The sequence below is a fragment of the Paracoccus saliphilus genome (genome assembly GCF_028553805.1).
GTDB lineage: Bacteria > Pseudomonadota > Alphaproteobacteria > Rhodobacterales > Rhodobacteraceae > Paracoccus > Paracoccus saliphilus.
Genome location: NZ_CP067140.1, coordinates 172,077 through 188,011 on the forward strand (window position 1 = coordinate 172,077; position 15,935 = coordinate 188,011).

12 protein-coding genes and 1 riboswitch are annotated in these 15,935 nt (G+C 61.6%); of the genes, 2 read left to right on the forward strand and 10 right to left on the reverse strand.

Going from position 1 to position 15,935, the window contains the following annotated elements:
• The 3 genes from JHX88_RS00790 to JHX88_RS00800 are packed head-to-tail and all read right to left on the reverse strand — an operon-like array spanning nucleotide 1 to nucleotide 3,189.
• The gene (locus JHX88_RS00790; RefSeq protein WP_076522348.1) at nucleotides 1-693 is read right to left on the reverse strand and encodes a thiamine ABC transporter ATP-binding protein; all 693 of its coding nucleotides are present in this window, start codon (nucleotides 691-693) and stop codon (nucleotides 1-3) included.
• Nucleotides 686-2,230, reverse strand: a complete 1,545-nt coding sequence (locus JHX88_RS00795) for a thiamine/thiamine pyrophosphate ABC transporter permease ThiP (protein ID WP_141225715.1) — start codon at nucleotides 2,228-2,230, stop codon at nucleotides 686-688. Before JHX88_RS00795 ends, JHX88_RS00790 begins: the two co-directional genes overlap by 8 nt.
• Nucleotides 2,206-3,189: a thiamine ABC transporter substrate-binding protein gene (locus JHX88_RS00800; RefSeq protein ID WP_076522349.1), complete on the reverse strand. Its 984-nt coding sequence runs from the start codon at nucleotides 3,187-3,189 to the stop codon at nucleotides 2,206-2,208. The genes JHX88_RS00795 and JHX88_RS00800 overlap by 25 nt, the downstream gene beginning before the upstream one ends.
• A 31-nt stretch (nucleotides 3,190-3,220) precedes the next feature.
• Nucleotides 3,221-3,321, reverse strand: a riboswitch (TPP riboswitch).
• 101 nt (nucleotides 3,322-3,422) lie between these two features.
• Between JHX88_RS00800 and mutS the strand changes: the two genes are divergently transcribed.
• Together mutS and aroC are read left to right on the forward strand one after the other, a co-directional pair.
• The gene (gene mutS / locus JHX88_RS00805) at nucleotides 3,423-6,059 is read left to right on the forward strand and encodes a DNA mismatch repair protein MutS (RefSeq protein WP_076522350.1); all 2,637 of its coding nucleotides are present in this window, start codon (nucleotides 3,423-3,425) and stop codon (nucleotides 6,057-6,059) included.
• On the forward strand, nucleotides 6,056-7,156 hold the full coding sequence (gene aroC, locus JHX88_RS00810; protein ID WP_076522351.1) for a chorismate synthase: 1,101 nt from the start codon (nucleotides 6,056-6,058) through the stop codon (nucleotides 7,154-7,156). Before mutS ends, aroC begins: the two co-directional genes overlap by 4 nt.
• A 60-nt stretch (nucleotides 7,157-7,216) precedes the next feature.
• On the opposite strand, the gene JHX88_RS00815 is transcribed toward aroC, so the two are convergent.
• From JHX88_RS00815 to dnaK, 7 genes are all read right to left on the reverse strand, one after another.
• Complete coding sequence (locus JHX88_RS00815) at nucleotides 7,217-8,098, reverse strand: ribokinase (protein ID WP_076522352.1); 882 nt, start codon at nucleotides 8,096-8,098, stop codon at nucleotides 7,217-7,219.
• A 111-nt stretch (nucleotides 8,099-8,209) separates the two neighbouring features.
• A complete protein-coding gene (locus JHX88_RS00820; protein ID WP_076522353.1) occupies nucleotides 8,210-9,652 on the reverse strand; it encodes a cytochrome c1 in 1,443 nt (480 codons plus the stop codon).
• A 12-nt stretch (nucleotides 9,653-9,664) separates the two neighbouring features.
• On the reverse strand, nucleotides 9,665-10,987 hold the full coding sequence (petB, locus tag JHX88_RS00825; RefSeq protein ID WP_076522354.1) for a cytochrome b: 1,323 nt from the start codon (nucleotides 10,985-10,987) through the stop codon (nucleotides 9,665-9,667).
• A 12-nt stretch (nucleotides 10,988-10,999) separates the two neighbouring features.
• Complete coding sequence (gene petA, locus JHX88_RS00830; RefSeq protein WP_076522355.1) at nucleotides 11,000-11,560, reverse strand: ubiquinol-cytochrome c reductase iron-sulfur subunit; 561 nt, start codon at nucleotides 11,558-11,560, stop codon at nucleotides 11,000-11,002.
• A 217-nt stretch (nucleotides 11,561-11,777) separates the two neighbouring features.
• Nucleotides 11,778-12,563: a RadC family protein gene (radC, locus tag JHX88_RS00835; protein WP_076522356.1), complete on the reverse strand. Its 786-nt coding sequence runs from the start codon at nucleotides 12,561-12,563 to the stop codon at nucleotides 11,778-11,780.
• Between the two features lie 72 nt (nucleotides 12,564-12,635).
• Nucleotides 12,636-13,808 carry a molecular chaperone DnaJ gene (gene dnaJ, locus JHX88_RS00840; RefSeq protein WP_076522357.1) on the reverse strand — a complete coding sequence of 391 codons (1,173 nt, stop codon included), beginning with the start codon at nucleotides 13,806-13,808 and terminating at the stop codon, nucleotides 12,636-12,638.
• An 80-nt stretch (nucleotides 13,809-13,888) separates the two neighbouring features.
• Complete coding sequence (gene dnaK, locus JHX88_RS00845; protein ID WP_076522358.1) at nucleotides 13,889-15,805, reverse strand: molecular chaperone DnaK; 1,917 nt, start codon at nucleotides 15,803-15,805, stop codon at nucleotides 13,889-13,891.
• Nucleotides 15,806-15,935: the final 130 nt, after the last annotated feature.

Genomic DNA, 15,935 nt, shown 5'->3' on the forward strand with positions numbered 1-15,935 from the left:
TTAACCCAGATATGCGCGCAGTCCAGGCGGTGGATTGTCAAGCAACGGTTTTGTCGGTGTCGGCGCGCATGCGGTGCCATCCTCGATCAGGATCGTCTGCGGGGCAAAGCTGCGCGCATCCTGGGGATCATGCGTGACCATGAGTACGGTTGCCGCTGTTTCATTGGCAATACGTGCGACCAGTTCCAGCATATCGGCCTTGAGCGCAGGCCCAAGGGCCGCGAACGGTTCATCGAGCAGTAACAGGGGGCGAGCCCGCAGCAGAACGCGGGCCAGTGCCACACGGCCTTGCTGGCCCCCCGACAGGTCGGCAGGGCGGCGTTTCTCCGTACCCGCCAATCCGACCTCTGACAGTGCCCGGCTGATGCGCGCCTTCTGATCGGCGTTCAATCGCAGATCAGAGCGCATCCCCAGGCCGATATTTTGAGCGACGGTCAGATGCGGAAACAGGTTTTGATCCTGGAACAGAAAGGATACCGGACGCTGGCCGGGGGGCAGAGCGGTAATGTCTTGACCGTTCCAGAGGAGCTTTCCCCGATCCGGTGCCAGGAATCCGCCGATCAGAGACAGGAGCGTGGATTTCCCTGAACCGGACGCCCCGATAACTGCCATGCGCGAAGCAGGTGGAACTGACAGATCTGCTTGCAAGGTGAATTCGCCGAGAGTGACCGTTATGTCGTTCAATTCAAGCAAGACGGCCTCCCCGATCGAACAGCCAGAACAGCGCAAAGCTGATGACCATCAACAACACCGCGCAGGCAGAGGCATCGGCCATGCGATAGGAGTTCATCAGTTGGTAAAGCTTTAGTGGCAGGGTTGGCTGATCGGTGGCAAAAAGCGTGATCACACCCAGATCGCCCATCGCCAATGCCGCTGCCAGACCTCCGGCAAAGCCGAGCGGACGTGCGAGGCGCGGCAGCGTCAGATGGCGCAGCCGGGCCAGCCCCCGCATCTCGAGCGAATCCGCAAGGCGCCCGTAATCGTCCCGCAAGGCTTGGGCGGCGGGGATCAGGGCGCGCAGGCCAAAGGGCAGGGCCATGATCGCGTTGATCGCGACCGTAACCGGCAGGGCCATCGCGTCGGTCGACAACCACCCGCGCAGCAGGATGAACAGCCCGGTGCCCAGCACGAGCGGCGAGGCGACGATGGGCAGCATCCCCGCCATCTCGATCCAGTGTGCATTGCCGCGCGCGATGGCCAGCGCCAATGTCAGGCATAGCAGTAGTGCAAGAAGCGCCGAACTGACTGCCATCACGGCCGAACGTGTGGCGGCAGCCCAGACATCGGCGGGCAGCATAGGGATACGCGGCAATCCCGACGCGGTAACCGACAGGATGGGCCATAGCAGGAATGACGATGCCAGCAGGATCGCAAGCATGTCCGTCCCCCGACGCCAGCCCTGCGGCCCCCGTGGACCCTGCGTTTCGTGCAGCCCCGCGCCGAAAGCGGCGGGGATCGTGATCCAGCGGGCCAATGTCATCGCAGCAAGGCTTAGCCCGATTTGCACCAGCCCCAGCATCGCCGCCCGGCCCAGATCGAAATCGAAACGAAAAGCCTGATAGATAGCCAGTTCGACCGTGGTGGCCGATGGCCCGCCACCAAGCGCAAGGGCAACGGTGAACGAGGTCAGGCAGACCAGGAACACTGCCAGCCACACTCCTGGCAGGACCGAACGGAGCATCGGGCGTTCCAGATGCCGGGCGATATCCGCAGGCGTAAAGGCAAGGCTTTCAGCCAGGCGGAACCGCTCGGCCGGGATTGCCTGCCACCCCTGCAGGATCAGCCGCACCGAGAGCGGCAAGTTGAAGAAGACATGGGCAAGGATGACGCCCTGCCAACCATAAATGCTCATCTCTGGCAGGCCCAGAAGGCGCAACCCGTCATTGATCGCGCCGTTACGCCCAAAGACCGAGATCAACCCCATGATCGCCACGATCACCGGCAGGATGAAGGGCGCGCCCAGCAACGTGACCAGCGCCGCCTTTCCGGGAAAGCGCCGCCTCGCCAGCGCGCGTGCCACCGGGATTGCCAGTATGGCGGACAAGGCGGCGGATAGCACCGCCTGCCAGACCGTGAACCGCACGGCGCGCCAATCCCATATTCCCAGTCCCGACAATCCGCGCGCCTGCCACGCCACCGCCGCCAGCGTGCCCAGGATCAGCGCTGCCAGGGCGGTGGCAATCAGCACACCGCCGGGGTCGCGCTTTATTGCGAGAATGCCCGCAGCCATTCATCCAGAGCCGGTTTGCGAAGGGCTTCGGCCTCGTCCTCATTGTAGAACAGGGTTTTTTCGGGGCGGGGCAGGTCGCGCATGACCTCGGGCCATTCTTCCCGCGGCAACTTGGCAGGCATCGACCAGTTGGCCAGCGGGATCGTCCGTTGGAATTCTGGCGTCAGAATCCAATCCATGAATTCTTGCGCCAGTTCGGGTTGATCGGTCGATTTTACCTGCGCGGCAAGCTCGGCCATGAAGTAATGCCCCTCGGGAAAGATCGCGGCATGTTTGGTCGTGTCGCCTTCTGCCTCGATATGATAGGCGGGCGAGGTTGTGTAGGACAGCACCATGTCTGCCTCTCCATCGGTGAACATGCCGTAGGATTCCGACCAGCCCTTTGTCACGGTCAGGACCTTTGGGGCCAGTTTGGCCCACGCCTCGGGGGTGTCGTCGCCATAGACCGACTTGACCCACAACAGCAGGGCGAGGCCGGAGATCGAGGCGCGCGGGTCCTGGATGACGATCTTCAGATCGTCAGGCGCGTTCAGCAATTCGTCGAAGCTGGCGGGCGGGTTCTCCAGCCGCGTCTCGTCATAGACGAAGGCCGTCTCGCCCCAGTTATAGGGCAGGAAGATCTCATCGCTCCATTCCACCGGCAGTGACAGGTCCGAGATATCCTGACCATGCGGCGCGAACAGGCCCGAGGTGCGGGCGCGGGCCGTCACATCGGTGTTCAGGCCAAAGACGATATCGGCATCGGTGCCTTCGCCTTCCATCAGGATACGGGGCAGGATGTCGCCGGTGACGAATTCCAGGTCACAGTCGCAGAAAGCTTCGAAACCCTTTTCGATCTTGGGTCCCGGCCCCCATTCGCTGGCGATGTAATCGCCGGCATAGACGGTCAGCACGGGCTTGTCCTGGGCAAATGCCGGTGTGGCAGCCAGCAGTGCCGCGGCAATCATCCGGATTTTCATCGCCGAGCCTCCTCTTTTGCGGTGTCGAAAGAAAGGGCAGCGAAACCTTCCCTCCGCCGGGGTCAACCGGATCAGGTTCAACGGGTCCGCGATCACGCGTCTCAGCCCGAACGGGCCCCCCGAGGTATCCGCGCAGCATAGTGCAGCTGTGACACTTCGCAAGGTGAAAGCGAGGTTTCCAATGCTGGCGCGGACGGCTAGAAACATCGCCACGAGGGAAGAGAAGGACCGGCATGAGCGATCAGCCCACCCCGATGATGGCACAATATCTGGCGATCCGAGATGCGAATCCGGGCGCGCTGCTGTTTTATCGCATGGGCGATTTCTACGAGATGTTCTTCGAGGACGCCGTGCAGGCCGCCGCGGCGCTCGACATTGCCCTGACCAAGCGCGGCACCCATCAGGGAGAGCCGATCCCGATGTGTGGCGTGCCAGTTCATGCCGCTGAAAGCTATCTGCTGACACTGATCCGCAAGGGATTTCGTGTCGCCATCGCCGAACAGATGGAGGACCCGGCTGAGGCCAAGAAGCGCGGTAGCAAATCGGTCGTTGCGCGGGATGTCGTACGGCTCGTCACGCCGGGCACGCTGACCGAGGAATCCCTGCTGGAAGCGCGGCGTCACAATTTCCTTGCCGCCTTTGCGCAGGTTCGGGAGGAGGGGGCATTGGCATGGGTCGATATCTCGACTGGCGCATTCCAGGTGATGGAATGCCCCTTGCCGCGCCTGTCCCCGGAATTGGCACGACTGGCTCCGCGTGAATTGCTTGCGGCCGACGAGGCCGGGCTCGAGGACTTGGCCGCCGAGGCCGGGGCGGCGCTGACCGATCTGCATGCCAGCGCATTCGACAGCACAGCGGGTGCTCGGCGGCTCTGTGCGCTCTACGGGGTGGAAACGCTGGACGGGTTCGGCAGTTTCTCCCGCGCCGAGTTGTCGGCGATGGGTGCGATTGTCGACTACCTGGAGATGACGCAGAAGGGGAAATTGCCGCTACTGCGCCATCCGACCCGCGAAAGGGCGGGCGGGGCAATGCAGATCGACGCTGCGACGAGGCGCAATCTTGAACTGACGCAGGCGCTGTCGGGTGGGCGCGAGGGCTCTTTGCTGGCCGCCATCGATCGCACCGTGACCGCCGCAGGTGCGCGGCTGCTGGAGCGTCGTATCAGTGCCCCGTCCCGCGATCTGGCACTGATCCATGCGCGGCAGGACGCGGTGGCGCAGCTTGTGGACGATGCTCGCCTCTCGGCTGATCTGCGCGAGGCGTTGGCTCGGGTCCCCGATATGGACCGGGCGCTCTCCCGGCTGGCATTGGAACGTAGCGGGCCGCGCGATCTGGCGGCGATTCGGGCCGGGCTGACGCAAGGGGCGGCGATTGCCGAACGCTTGCCAGAGGATGCCGCGCAAGTTCTGTCCGATGCGGCCCGCGACCTGATCGGTCATGACGAGTTGATCGACCTGTTGGATAACGCTCTGGTGGCCGAACCTCCTCTGCTGGCCCGCGACGGAGGCTTTGTTGCACCCGGTTACGACGAGGATCTGGACCAAACCCGCAAACTGCGCGACGAAGGGCGCGGCGTAATCGCCTCGATGCAGGCCGATTATGCGGCGAAGGCCGGGGTTCAAAGCCTGAAGATCAAACATAACAATGTGCTGGGCTACTTCATCGAAACCACGGCGACCCATGCCGAGAAGATGATGAAGCCTCCCTTGTCCGAGACATTCATTCACCGCCAGACTACCGCGAACCAGATCCGCTTTACCACGGTGGAGCTGAGCGAGTTGGAAACCCGTATCCTCAACGCCCGTGATCGTGCGCTGGAGATCGAACGCGAGATTTTCACACAGCTGCGCAGCGCTGTGCTGGATCGGGCGGCGCAGATCGGACAGGCGGCCCGCGCATTGGCCGAAATCGACCTTGCCGGCGCCTTCGCCGATATCGCGGCAGGTGAGGGTTGGACCCGCCCCCGCGTCGATGACAGCCGCGCCTTTGTCATCGAAGGTGGAAGGCATCCGGTCGTCGAAAGGGCGCTGAAGCGAAAATCAGAAAGCTTTGTCGCGAATGACTGTGTGCTCACGGCTGGTGATACCCCGGCGATCTGGTTGCTGACCGGACCGAACATGGCAGGGAAATCGACCTTTCTGCGGCAGAACGCGCTGATTGCGGTGCTGGCGCAGGCCGGGGGTTTCGTGCCCGCCCGGCAGGCCCATATCGGCATGGTCAGCCAGTTGTTCAGCCGGGTGGGCGCCGCCGACGATCTGGCGCGGGGGCGCTCGACCTTCATGGTCGAGATGGTCGAAACGGCGGCGATCCTCAATCAGGCCGACGATCATGCGCTTGTCATTCTTGACGAGATCGGGCGCGGGACGGCGACATGGGACGGGCTGTCCATCGCATGGGCGGTGATGGAGCATATGCACGAGGTCAACCGCTGCCGCGCGTTGTTCGCCACCCATTATCACGAGATGACTGCACTGACCGCCAAGCTCGACGGGGTCGAGAATGCCACCGTCGCGGTTCGAGAGTGGGAGGGCGACGTGATCTTTCTCCACGAGGTTCGCAAAGGCGCCGCCGATCGCAGCTATGGCGTGCAGGTGGCGCGTTTGGCCGGGTTGCCCGCCAGTGTCGTGGAGCGCGCGCGCGAAGTGCTGGACGCGCTGGAAACGGGCGAACGCGAAGGCGCTGCGCGTCCGGCCGCCCTGATCGACGATTTGCCGCTATTTCGCGCCGCGCCTCCGGCCCCGGTATCTGTTAAGGTCAGGGAATCGCCGCTGGACGGGCGGTTGAAGGATGTACATCCCGACAGCTTGTCACCGCGCGATGCGCTGGATCTGATCTATGAACTCAAGGCCCTGACCGGAGATTTGCCATGAGCTACAACACATTCGGCCGCGAATTCCGGTTCACCACCTGGGGCGAAAGCCACGGTCCCGCGCTTGGCGCGACTGTTGACGGCGTGCCGCCGGGTGTGCCTCTGGACGAGGGTTTCATCCAGAAATTCCTGGACCGTCGTCGGCCCGGCACCTCGAAACACACAACGCAGCGCAAGGAGGCCGATCAGGTCCGCATCCTCTCGGGCGTGTTCGAGGGGAGCACGACCGGGACCCCGATCCAGCTGATGATCGAAAATACTGACCAAAGATCAAAGGATTATGGAGAGATCGCCAGCAGTTTCCGCCCCGGTCACGCCGATATCACCTATCACCTGAAATACGGGGTGCGGGATTATCGCGGCGGTGGTCGTTCCAGCGCGCGGGAAACGGCGGCGCGGGTCGCGGCCGGAGGGATCGCGCAGGCGGTTCTGGCGCATCTGCTGCCGGACCTGAGGATCACTGGCTATATGGTGCAGATGGGCGAAATGCGGTTGAACCGCGGCAATTTCGATCCGGACGTGATCCCTGACAACCCGTTCTTTCTGCCCGACGCGAGTGCCGTGACGAAATGGTCGGATTATCTCGATGGGGTGCGGAAAGATCAGAACAGCGTCGGCGCTGCCGTTGAAATCCTCATCGAAGGTTGCCCGCCCGGCCTTGGCGCGCCGGTCTATGCCAAGCTGGATACCGACCTGGCGGCCGCCATGATGTCGATCAATGCGGTGAAAGGCGTCGAAATCGGTGAGGGCATGGGCGCGGCGGGCCTGACCGGCACCGATAATGCCGACGAGATTCGAATGGGCAATGACGGGCCGTTCTTCCTGTCAAATCACGCGGGTGGAATCCTTGGCGGGATCTCAACCGGGCAGGATATCGTGCTGCGTTTCTCGGTCAAACCGACAAGTTCCATCACAACGCCCCGGCGCACGATCAATCAGCACGGCGAAGAGATCGAATTGATCACCAAGGGCCGCCACGATCCTTGCGTGGGTATCCGTGCCGTGCCAGTTGCCGAAGCCATGGCGGCCTGCGTCATCCTGGATCATCTGCTCATGGACCGGGCTCAAACCGGGGGTGTTCGCGGCGAGATCGGCTGACCGCTTTGTTCCTGTGCTTCTTTCCGGCTCAATCACGCCGGGGAGGGGCGCCAACGGGATTCAGGCGCTTGGCTGATCCGACAGGAAATCCCGCACCTCGTCGAGTGAAGGGATCGCATCGCCGGCCCCCTTGCGGGTGACTTTCAACGCAGCTGCGGCCGAAGCCAATCGTAGAGCGTCAGGGATCGCATCGCCACGATCCAGTGCTGCCGCGAAATAGCCTGCGAATGTGTCTCCTGCGCCGGTCGTATCAATTGGATCGACAGGAAATGCTGGATGGCGATATACTCGATCACCTTCCAGGTCGCGATATTCGACCCCTTCGGCTCCACGCGTGATCAGCAGCCCCTGTACCGGCAGATCTCCGGGCACAGCCGCAAAAAGCTGCTCTGCCTCGCCCGCATTCATGGCAAGGATCGAGACATGGGCCATGACATCGCGCAGCGCGTCGAGATCGAAAGGCGCAGCGGAATAGATCACCCGTGCTCCGGTGGCTCGGGCGATTCGTGCGGCGGCAATCTGACAATTGGTTTCGTTCTGGATCAACAGCGTGTCTTCGCGAGCGATAGGCCGCAGCGCCTTCTCCAGGGCAGAGGTTTCCAACGCGCGATTCGCACCGGGATGAATGATGATCGAGTTTTCGGCGGCAGAATCCAACAGGATGATGGCGTGGCCGGTCACATTGTCCGACAGCCGCTGTATGTTGTCGGTGTCAACACCTGCCGCTTGTAGCCTGTGGATAACCCAATCGTCGGCCTCGCCCATCGCGCCAAGATGCTGCGTCACACCCCCGGCTAAGGCTGCCGCAATGGATTGATTCGCACCTTTTCCGCCCAACCCGACGGAATAGCTGTTGGCGGCGAGCGTTTCGCCGGGAAGAGGCAGATGCTCCATCCGGTAAACATGATCGATATTGATCGAGCCCAGGTTCCAGATTGCCATCACAGTTCCTCCTTCTGCATGTATCTGACCGGCGCGGCCCTGCCTTGTCCAGCAATGAAAAACGCGCCCCCGCAAGGGGGCGCGCCTTTGTTCGATTCCGGGTTTGTCGGATCAGCTATCCAGTTTCTTGCCCTTGTGCGGAGCCCAGAGCCGCTTGTTGGTCAGGTACAACAGCGCCGTCAGAACGATTAGGAACAGGACTGAGACGAGGCCGACTTGCTTGCGGTCCGTCAGCTTTGGCTCGGCGGTCCACATCAGGAATGCCGACACGTCGCGGGCCATCTGATCCACAGTCGCGGGGGTGCCGTCCTCATAGGTGACCAGATCTTCCGACAACGGCGGCGGCATGCCTATGCTTCCGGTCGGGTAGGCGGTGTTCACGTAGAGATACGTCCCTGCCTGCTCGACTTCTTCGCCGGTATAACCCGTCAGGATGGCGTGGATATATTCCGGACCACCGATTCCCTTGAACAATTGGTTGATGCCGGTGCCATAGGGGCCGTGGAAACCCGCCCGCGCCTTGGCCATCAGGGACAAGTCCGGTCCCATCCCGTCGCCGGTAACGGCGGGGAAATGGTCGGTCGGCAGGCGAGGGCGTTCTTCGCCGGTTTCCTCATCGACGATGGTCATGTTGGCCGCATAGGCGCGGACCTGATCTTCGGGCAGGCCGGGGCCGCCATCGTTGTGCAGCGTGCGGATCGGTACGAATTTCATACCGTGGCAAGCAGCGCAGACCTCGGTATAGACCTGAAGGCCGCGTTGCAGCTGGAACTGGTCATATTTGCCGAACGGACCTTCGAAGCTGAAATCGATGTCCTCGATATGGCCAGCGCCATGCCCGCCGCCTTCAGCTTCGGCATGACCTTCTTCGGCACCCTCGTCAGCGTGCTCGGTGCTTTCGCCTTCTTCCGCCGCTTCTTCTTCTGCGGCAGGTTCATCTGCCGTGGCCTCATCCGAGGCTGCTTCCTCAGCTGCCGGTTCTTCAGCGGCTGCGTCTGCACCATCGGCTTCCGCTGCGGGTTCTTCTGCAGCTTCTTCCACTGTGGTGGGCTCCTCCGCAGTAGTAGCCTCATCCGACGCGGCTTCCTCAGCTGCCGGTTCTTCGGAAGCTGCGTCTGCGTCTTCGGCTTCCGCTGCGGGTTCTTCTGCAGCTTCTTCCTCTGTGGCGGGCTCCTCCGCAGTAGTCTCATCCGACGCGGCTTCCTCAGCTGTCGGTTCCTCGGAAGCTGCGTCTGCATCCTCGGCTTCCGCCGCTTCTTCCTCTACGGCAGGCACCTCTGCCGTGGCCTCGTCCGATGCTGCCTCGTCTGTCGCCGGTTCTTCGGCGGTAGCCTCAGCATCCTGGGTTTCTGCGGAGGGTTCTTCGCTTGCGCTTTCCTCAGGCGTGGCCTCTTCCGTCGCCGTGCTTGTCTCGGCGGCGGAAGCGTTGTCCGAAGCGGGTTGTTGCGCTTCGGTTGGTTGCTCGGTCGTTTCGGCCTCTTGCGCCAGCGAATAGCCGGTCGCGAAGATGGTCAGGGCCGCAACGGCCGTGAGCGTCTTGGTTCTCAAGGTCATCGATGGCTCTCCTTACTCGGCCGGGTGCGCTTTGGCGCCGTAGTGATCGTTGAAGTCCTCTTCGATGGTCGCAGGCATCGGATCGGGCTTCTCGATCACGCCAAGCAGCGGGAGGATCACTAGAAAGTAAGCGAACCAATAGGCCGAACCGGCCAGCGCGATATAAGGGTAGATCCCCTCGGCTGGTTGAGCGCCCACCCACATCAGGATCACGAAATCAGCGGCCAGCAGCCAGAACCACCACTTGAACAGCGGACGATAACGGCCCGAGCGGACACGGCTGGTATCGAGCCACGGCACCAGCGCCATGACCAGGATCGCGCCGAACATTGCCAGCACGCCGAAGAACTTGGCGTCGATGATGCGGAAGGACAGGAAATTGACCAGCTGCACCAGCCAGACATCGGCGGTGAAGGCGCGCAGGATAGCGTAGAAGGGCAGGAAATACCATTCCGGCACGATATGCTCGGGCGTGGCCAGAGGGTTCGCCTCGATATAGTTATCGGGATGGCCCAGGTAATTGGGCATGAAGCCGACGATGGCAAAGAATACCACCAGGATCACGCCAAGGGCGAACAGGTCCTTCATCACGAAATAGGGCCAGAAGGGCAGGGTGTCCTTTTCGGCTTCTTCCTTCGAGCTCCGGCGCACTTCAACACCCGTCGGGTTGTTGTTGCCGGTCGTATGGAAGGCCCAGATATGGACGACGACCAGCGCCGCGATGATGAAGGGCAGCAGGTAATGCAGCGAGAAGAAGCGGTTTAGCGTGGCGTTGTCGACCGCCGGCCCGCCAAGCAGCCATGTTTGGATCGGCTCTCCGATGCCGGGGATCGCGCCGAACAGCCCGGTGATCACGGTTGCGCCCCAGAAGGACATCTGACCCCAGGGCAGCACGTAGCCCATGAAGGCCGTCGCCATCATTGCCAGATAGATCAGCATGCCGATGATCCAGGTCACTTCGCGCGGTGCCTTGTAGCTGCCGTAGTACAGGCCGCGGAAGATGTGGATATAGACGGCAAGGAAGAACAGCGAGGCGCCGTTAGCATGCAGGTAACGCAGCATATAGCCGCCATTCACGTTGCGCATGATATGTTCGACGCTGGAGAAGGCCAGGTCGACATGCGGCGTGTAGTGCATCACCAGGACAATGCCGGTGACGATCTGCAACGCCAGGCAGAAGGCCAGGACGATGCCCCAGATCCACCACCAGTTGAGGTTCTTGGGGGTAGGGATCATCAAGGTGTCATAGAGTACGCTGACTACCGGCAAACGGCGGTGCAGCCAGCGCTCAAAGCCCGATTTGGGCTCGTAATGGTCGTGTGGAATACCGGCCATGTGGTGCCCTCCTCAGCCCAGTTTGATGGTTGTTTCGTCGACGAATTCGGCGACCGGGATATGCAGGTTCTCCGGTGCGGGACCTTTGCGGATGCGTCCGGCCGTGTCGTAATGCGAGCCGTGGCAGGGGCAGAACCAGCCGCCGAAATCGCCCGCACCGTCACCGATCGGAACGCAGCCCAGATGGGTGCAGACGCCGATCTGGACCAGCCATTCGCCAGCCTCGTCCAGGGTACGGTTCTCGTCCGTGGCGGGCTCGTTCGGTTTGTTCTCGTTCTCGGCATTCTGGTCGATCAGATCGCCGAGGTCGACGGCGCGGCCTGCTTCGATCTCTTCGGGGGTCCGGCGGCGGATGAACACGGGCTTGCCCAGCCATTTCACTGTCAGCTGGGTGCCGACATCGATTCCGCTCACATCGACCTGAATCGAGGACAATGCCTGGACATCAGCCGAGGGGTTCATCTGGTTCACTAGCGTCCAGGCGGCGGCTCCGGCGGCCACCGTGCCTGCACCCGCCGTGGCATAATAGAGGAAATCCCTCCGGGTGCCTACGTGGTCATCTGCGTGGGACACGGGTCATTCTCCAGTTCGGGCCATTTGGTCGGCCGATATGTCATTCCGGGCCGCGTTTCACCGCAACCTTCGCGTAGGCGGTTCTAGCGTTCAAATCCCCGTCAGTCCAGCGGGTAAGCCAAAACCGAAATGCCTTGTGGCCCGTCTATGTTGAAAAAATGTCGCGCGTGGTCGAAACGAGGCTGCGCTGTTTTGTCGCGGGGCTATGGATGCGCGTTCAAAGCAAGCCTTCTGACCGAAAGCTGAGCTCGCGTGATTTTCCGATGATCAGATGGTCGTGGATGGTGATTCCCATGCTGTCGGCGGCCCGGGCGATCTGTGCCGTCATGGCAATATCCGACTCTGACGGGGTTGGGTCGCCGGATGGGTGGTTGTGGACCAGGATCAGTGCAGAGGCGTTAAGTTCCAATGCCCTGCGGATAATCTCGCGCGGATAGACCGGGACGTGATCGACGGTGCCCCGGGCCTGTTCTTCATCGGCGATCAGGATGTTCTTGCGGTCGAGATACAAAACGCGAAGCTGCTCGATCTCGCGATGGGACATGCTGGTGTGGCAATAATCCAGCAGCGCCTGCCAGCCCGACAGAATCGGTCGGAGCAGGACCTTGGCCCGGGCCATGCGCTGCGCAGCGGCCTCGACGAGTTTCAGTTCGGTGACAACCGCATTGCCAACCCCTTCAACTTCGGCGAGCCGTGAGGGGGTTGCGGACAGAACGCGATTGAAATCCCCGAAATGCTCGATCAGGCGGCGAGCCAGCGGTTTGACATCCTGCCGCGGAATTGCCCGGAACAGGACCAGCTCGAGCAACTCGTAATCCGGCATTGCCGCCGCGCCGCCTTGCAGGAAACGTTCGCGCAGCCGGGCACGATGATCGGCAAGATAGGAAGGTGTGGATTTGCTTCCCCGCACCGCTGTCCTAGTGGAATTTGCGGCGCGATGATCCAGAACTGCCGGGTCGAACAGGGGCAGCGATGTCGGTTCAGACGGATGATTCGTGTCCATGCCCGGATCATGCGGGGGTGGAATAAAGAAAGAACTAACAAAACGGGGGGCGCTTATACGCCCCCCTTGGGTTCAGCGGGTCATGTCGTCCCAGAACCCTTTGACCTTGTTGAAAAAGCTGGTCGATTGCGGGCTGTTGTCAACCTTTTCGGATTCAAATTGGCGCAACAGTTCCTTTTGATGGGCATTCAGGTTGACCGGGGTTTCCACAGCCAGTTCGATCAACATGTCGCCCGCCTCGCCATTCGCGCCCGGCCCGTGGCGGAGCGGAGGCATGCCTTTGCCGCGCAGACGCATCTGGCGCCCTGTCTGGCTGCCAGCCGGAACCTTTACGCGGGAACGGCCGCCATCAATGGTCGGCACCTCGACCTCGCCACCCAGGGCTGCGGTCGCCATGCTGACCGGCACCTGGCAAGCCAAGGTTTTGCCATCGCGCAGGAAGATCTCGTGTTCCTTCACCTCGATGAAGATGTAGAGATCGCCTGCGGGACCACCCCGCATCCCCGCTTCGCCTTCGCCTGCCAGGCGGATGCGGGTACCCGTTTCCACGCCCGCCGGGATATTGACTGACAGGGTGCGATCCTTCTCGACCCGGCCTGCACCGTGGCAGGATTTGCAGGGGTTCTTGACGATCTGGCCCTGACCGCCGCAGGTGGGGCAGGTGCGTTCGACGGTGAAAAAGCCCTGCTGGGCCCGGACCCGTCCCATGCCTGAACAGGTCGGACAGGTTGCGGGTTGGGTCGCACCCTCGGCACCGGTTCCGTCGCATTCTCCGCAAGCGACCGAACTGCTGACGGTAATGGTCTTCTGCAGGCCGGTATAGGCATCCTCGAGCGACACGCCGAGATTATAACGCAGATCTTGTCCCCGCTGAGCGCGCGAACGTCCGCCACCCGCGCCGCCGCGCCGGCCCATCATGTCGCCGAAAAGATCGTCGAAAACGTCGGCAAAGGCCGAGCCGAAATCGCCCGGATGGGCGCCGCCGCCTCCGCCGAAGCCGCCCCCGCCCATACCTCCATTTTCAAAGGCCTGATGGCCGAATCGGTCGTAAGCTGCCTTTTTCTGATCGTCTTTCAGACAATCATAGGCCTCGTTGACCTCTTTGAATTGGGTTTCGGCGCCCGGATCGTCCTTGTTACGATCAGGGTGAAGTTCCTTAGCCTTCTTGCGGTAGGCTTTCTTTATCTCGTCAGTCGAGGCCCCGCGCTTGACCCCGAGAACGTCGTAATAGCAACGCTTGGCCATGTTATGTCCTGTTTACTGATCCCCGGAACGAAATCCGGCCCGCATTGTGGCGCGGGCCGGTCCAAGGGATACGGCCCGGATCAGCCGCGTTTCTTGTCTTCGCCGAGATCTTCGAAATCGGCGTCTACGATGTCCTCATCGGCAGCGCGCGGCTCTTCCTCGCTGCTGCCTGCGCTGTCGCCAGCTTCTTGCTGGGACTTGTAGATCGCTTCACCCAGTTTCATCGACGCGTCCATGACGTTCTGGATACCCGACTTGATCTTGCCGGCGTCGTCGGACTTGACCGATTCTTCCAGCGCACCGATCGCCAGCTCGATGGCTTCGACAGTGGATTCGTCCACCTTGTCGCCATGCTCTTCCAGCGACTTCCTGCTGCTGTGGATCAGGCTTTCGGCCTGGTTCTTGGCTTCGACCAGCTCGCGGCGATCCTTGTCGGCGTCGGCATTGGCTTCGGCATCCTTCACCATCCGTTCGATATCGTCATCGGACAGACCGCCCGAAGCCTGGATGGTGATGTTCTGCTCTTTGCCAGTACCCTTGTCCTTGGCGCTGACCGACACGATGCCGTTGGCGTCGATATCGAACGTCACCTCGATCTGCGGCATGCCGCGTGGTGCGGGCGGGATATCCTCGAGATTGAACTGGCCCAGCAGCTTGTTATCCGATGCCATTTCACGCTCGCCCTGGAAGACCCGGATCGTCACGGCGTTCTGGTTATCCTCGGCGGTCGAGAAGATTTGGCTCTTCTTGGTCGGAATGGTGGTGTTGCGGTCGATCAGCCGGGTGAACACGCCACCGAGGGTCTCGATCCCCAGTGACAGCGGCGTCACGTCCAGCAGCACCACGTCCTTGACGTCGCCCTGCAGCACACCGGCCTGAATTGCGGCGCCCAGTGCCACGACCTCGTCAGGGTTCACGCCCTTATGCGGCTCTTTCCCAAAGAAATCGGTCACCTCCTGGAAAACCCTGGGCATACGGGTCATCCCGCCGACCAGAACCACCTCGTCGATATCCGACTTCGAGACACCGGCGTCCTTCAGGGCTTCCTGAACAGGCTTCATGGTCTTCTTGATCAGGTCGCCGACCAGGCTTTCCAGCTTGGCGCGGGTCAGTTTCATGACCATGTGCAGCGGCGTGCCGGAATCCTTGTCCATCGAGATGAACGGCTGGTTGATCTCGGTCTGGCTCGAGGAGGACAGTTCGATCTTGGCTTTCTCGGCGGCCTCTTTCAGGCGCTGGAGCGCCATCTTGTCCTTGGTCAGGTCGACGCCATGCTCTTTCTTGAATTCCTCGGCGAGGTAATTCACGATCCGCATGTCGAAGTCCTCACCGCCGAGGAACGTGTCCCCGTTGGTCGATTTCACTTCGAACAGGCCATCGTCGATCTCAAGGATGGTGATGTCGAAAGTCCCACCGCCAAGGTCATAAACCGCGATGGTTTTCGTCTCTTTCTTGTCCAGGCCATAGGCCAGTGCGGCTGCCGTCGGTTCGTTAATGATGCGCAGCACTTCGAGACCGGCGATCTTGCCGGCGTCCTTGGTGGCCTGACGCTGAGCGTCGTTGAAATAGGCCGGAACGGTGATGACGGCCTGCGTGACCTCTTCGCCCAGATAGCTTTCGGCGGTTTCCTTCATCTTCTGAAGGATCATCGCGCTGACTTGCGCGGGGGAATAATTCTCGCCCTTCACCTCGACCCAGGCATCGCCATTGCCACCGTCAACGATCGAATAGGGAACCAGCTTCTTGTCCTTTTCGACGGCTTCGTCGCCGATGCGACGTCCGATCAGACGCTTGACGGCGAATACGGTGTTGGTTGGGTTGGTCACGGCCTGACGCTTGGCGGATTGACCGACCAGACGCTCACCGTCGGTGAAACCGACGATCGAGGGGGTGGTGCGTGTGCCTTCGCTGTTCTCGATGACCTTGGGCTGGCTGCCGTCCATGATCGCGACGCAGCTATTCGTGGTGCCGAGGTCGATCCCGATGACTTTGGACATAGATTTATAACCTTTCTTGCGGCGATATGATGAGCCTTGGGTCCGTTTTGGCCCCCGCGGCCCGATCCCTTTGATTGATTGATTCAGGTCCGAAACGAGTCCGAACGCTTCGCGGCTGTATATAGGTGGG

Excerpts from the sequence above, each read along its gene's own strand:
- JHX88_RS00795 (WP_141225715.1), bottom strand. The coding sequence starts at position 2,230 with ATGGCTGCGGGCATTCTCGCAATAAAGCGCGACCCCGGCGGTGTGCTG.
- JHX88_RS00800 (WP_076522349.1), bottom strand. The coding sequence starts at position 3,189 with ATGAAAATCCGGATGATTGCCGCGGCACTGCTGGCTGCCACACCGGCA.
- mutS (WP_076522350.1), top strand. The coding sequence starts at position 3,423 with ATGAGCGATCAGCCCACCCCGATGATGGCACAATATCTGGCGATCCGA.
- aroC (WP_076522351.1), top strand. The coding sequence starts at position 6,056 with ATGAGCTACAACACATTCGGCCGCGAATTCCGGTTCACCACCTGGGGC.
- JHX88_RS00815 (WP_076522352.1), bottom strand. The coding sequence starts at position 8,098 with ATGGCAATCTGGAACCTGGGCTCGATCAATATCGATCATGTTTACCGG.
- JHX88_RS00820 (WP_076522353.1), bottom strand. The coding sequence starts at position 9,652 with ATGACCTTGAGAACCAAGACGCTCACGGCCGTTGCGGCCCTGACCATC.
- petB (WP_076522354.1), bottom strand. The coding sequence starts at position 10,987 with ATGGCCGGTATTCCACACGACCATTACGAGCCCAAATCGGGCTTTGAG.
- radC (WP_076522356.1), bottom strand. The coding sequence starts at position 12,563 with ATGGACACGAATCATCCGTCTGAACCGACATCGCTGCCCCTGTTCGAC.
- dnaJ (WP_076522357.1), bottom strand. The coding sequence starts at position 13,808 with ATGGCCAAGCGTTGCTATTACGACGTTCTCGGGGTCAAGCGCGGGGCC.
- dnaK (WP_076522358.1), bottom strand. The coding sequence starts at position 15,805 with ATGTCCAAAGTCATCGGGATCGACCTCGGCACCACGAATAGCTGCGTC.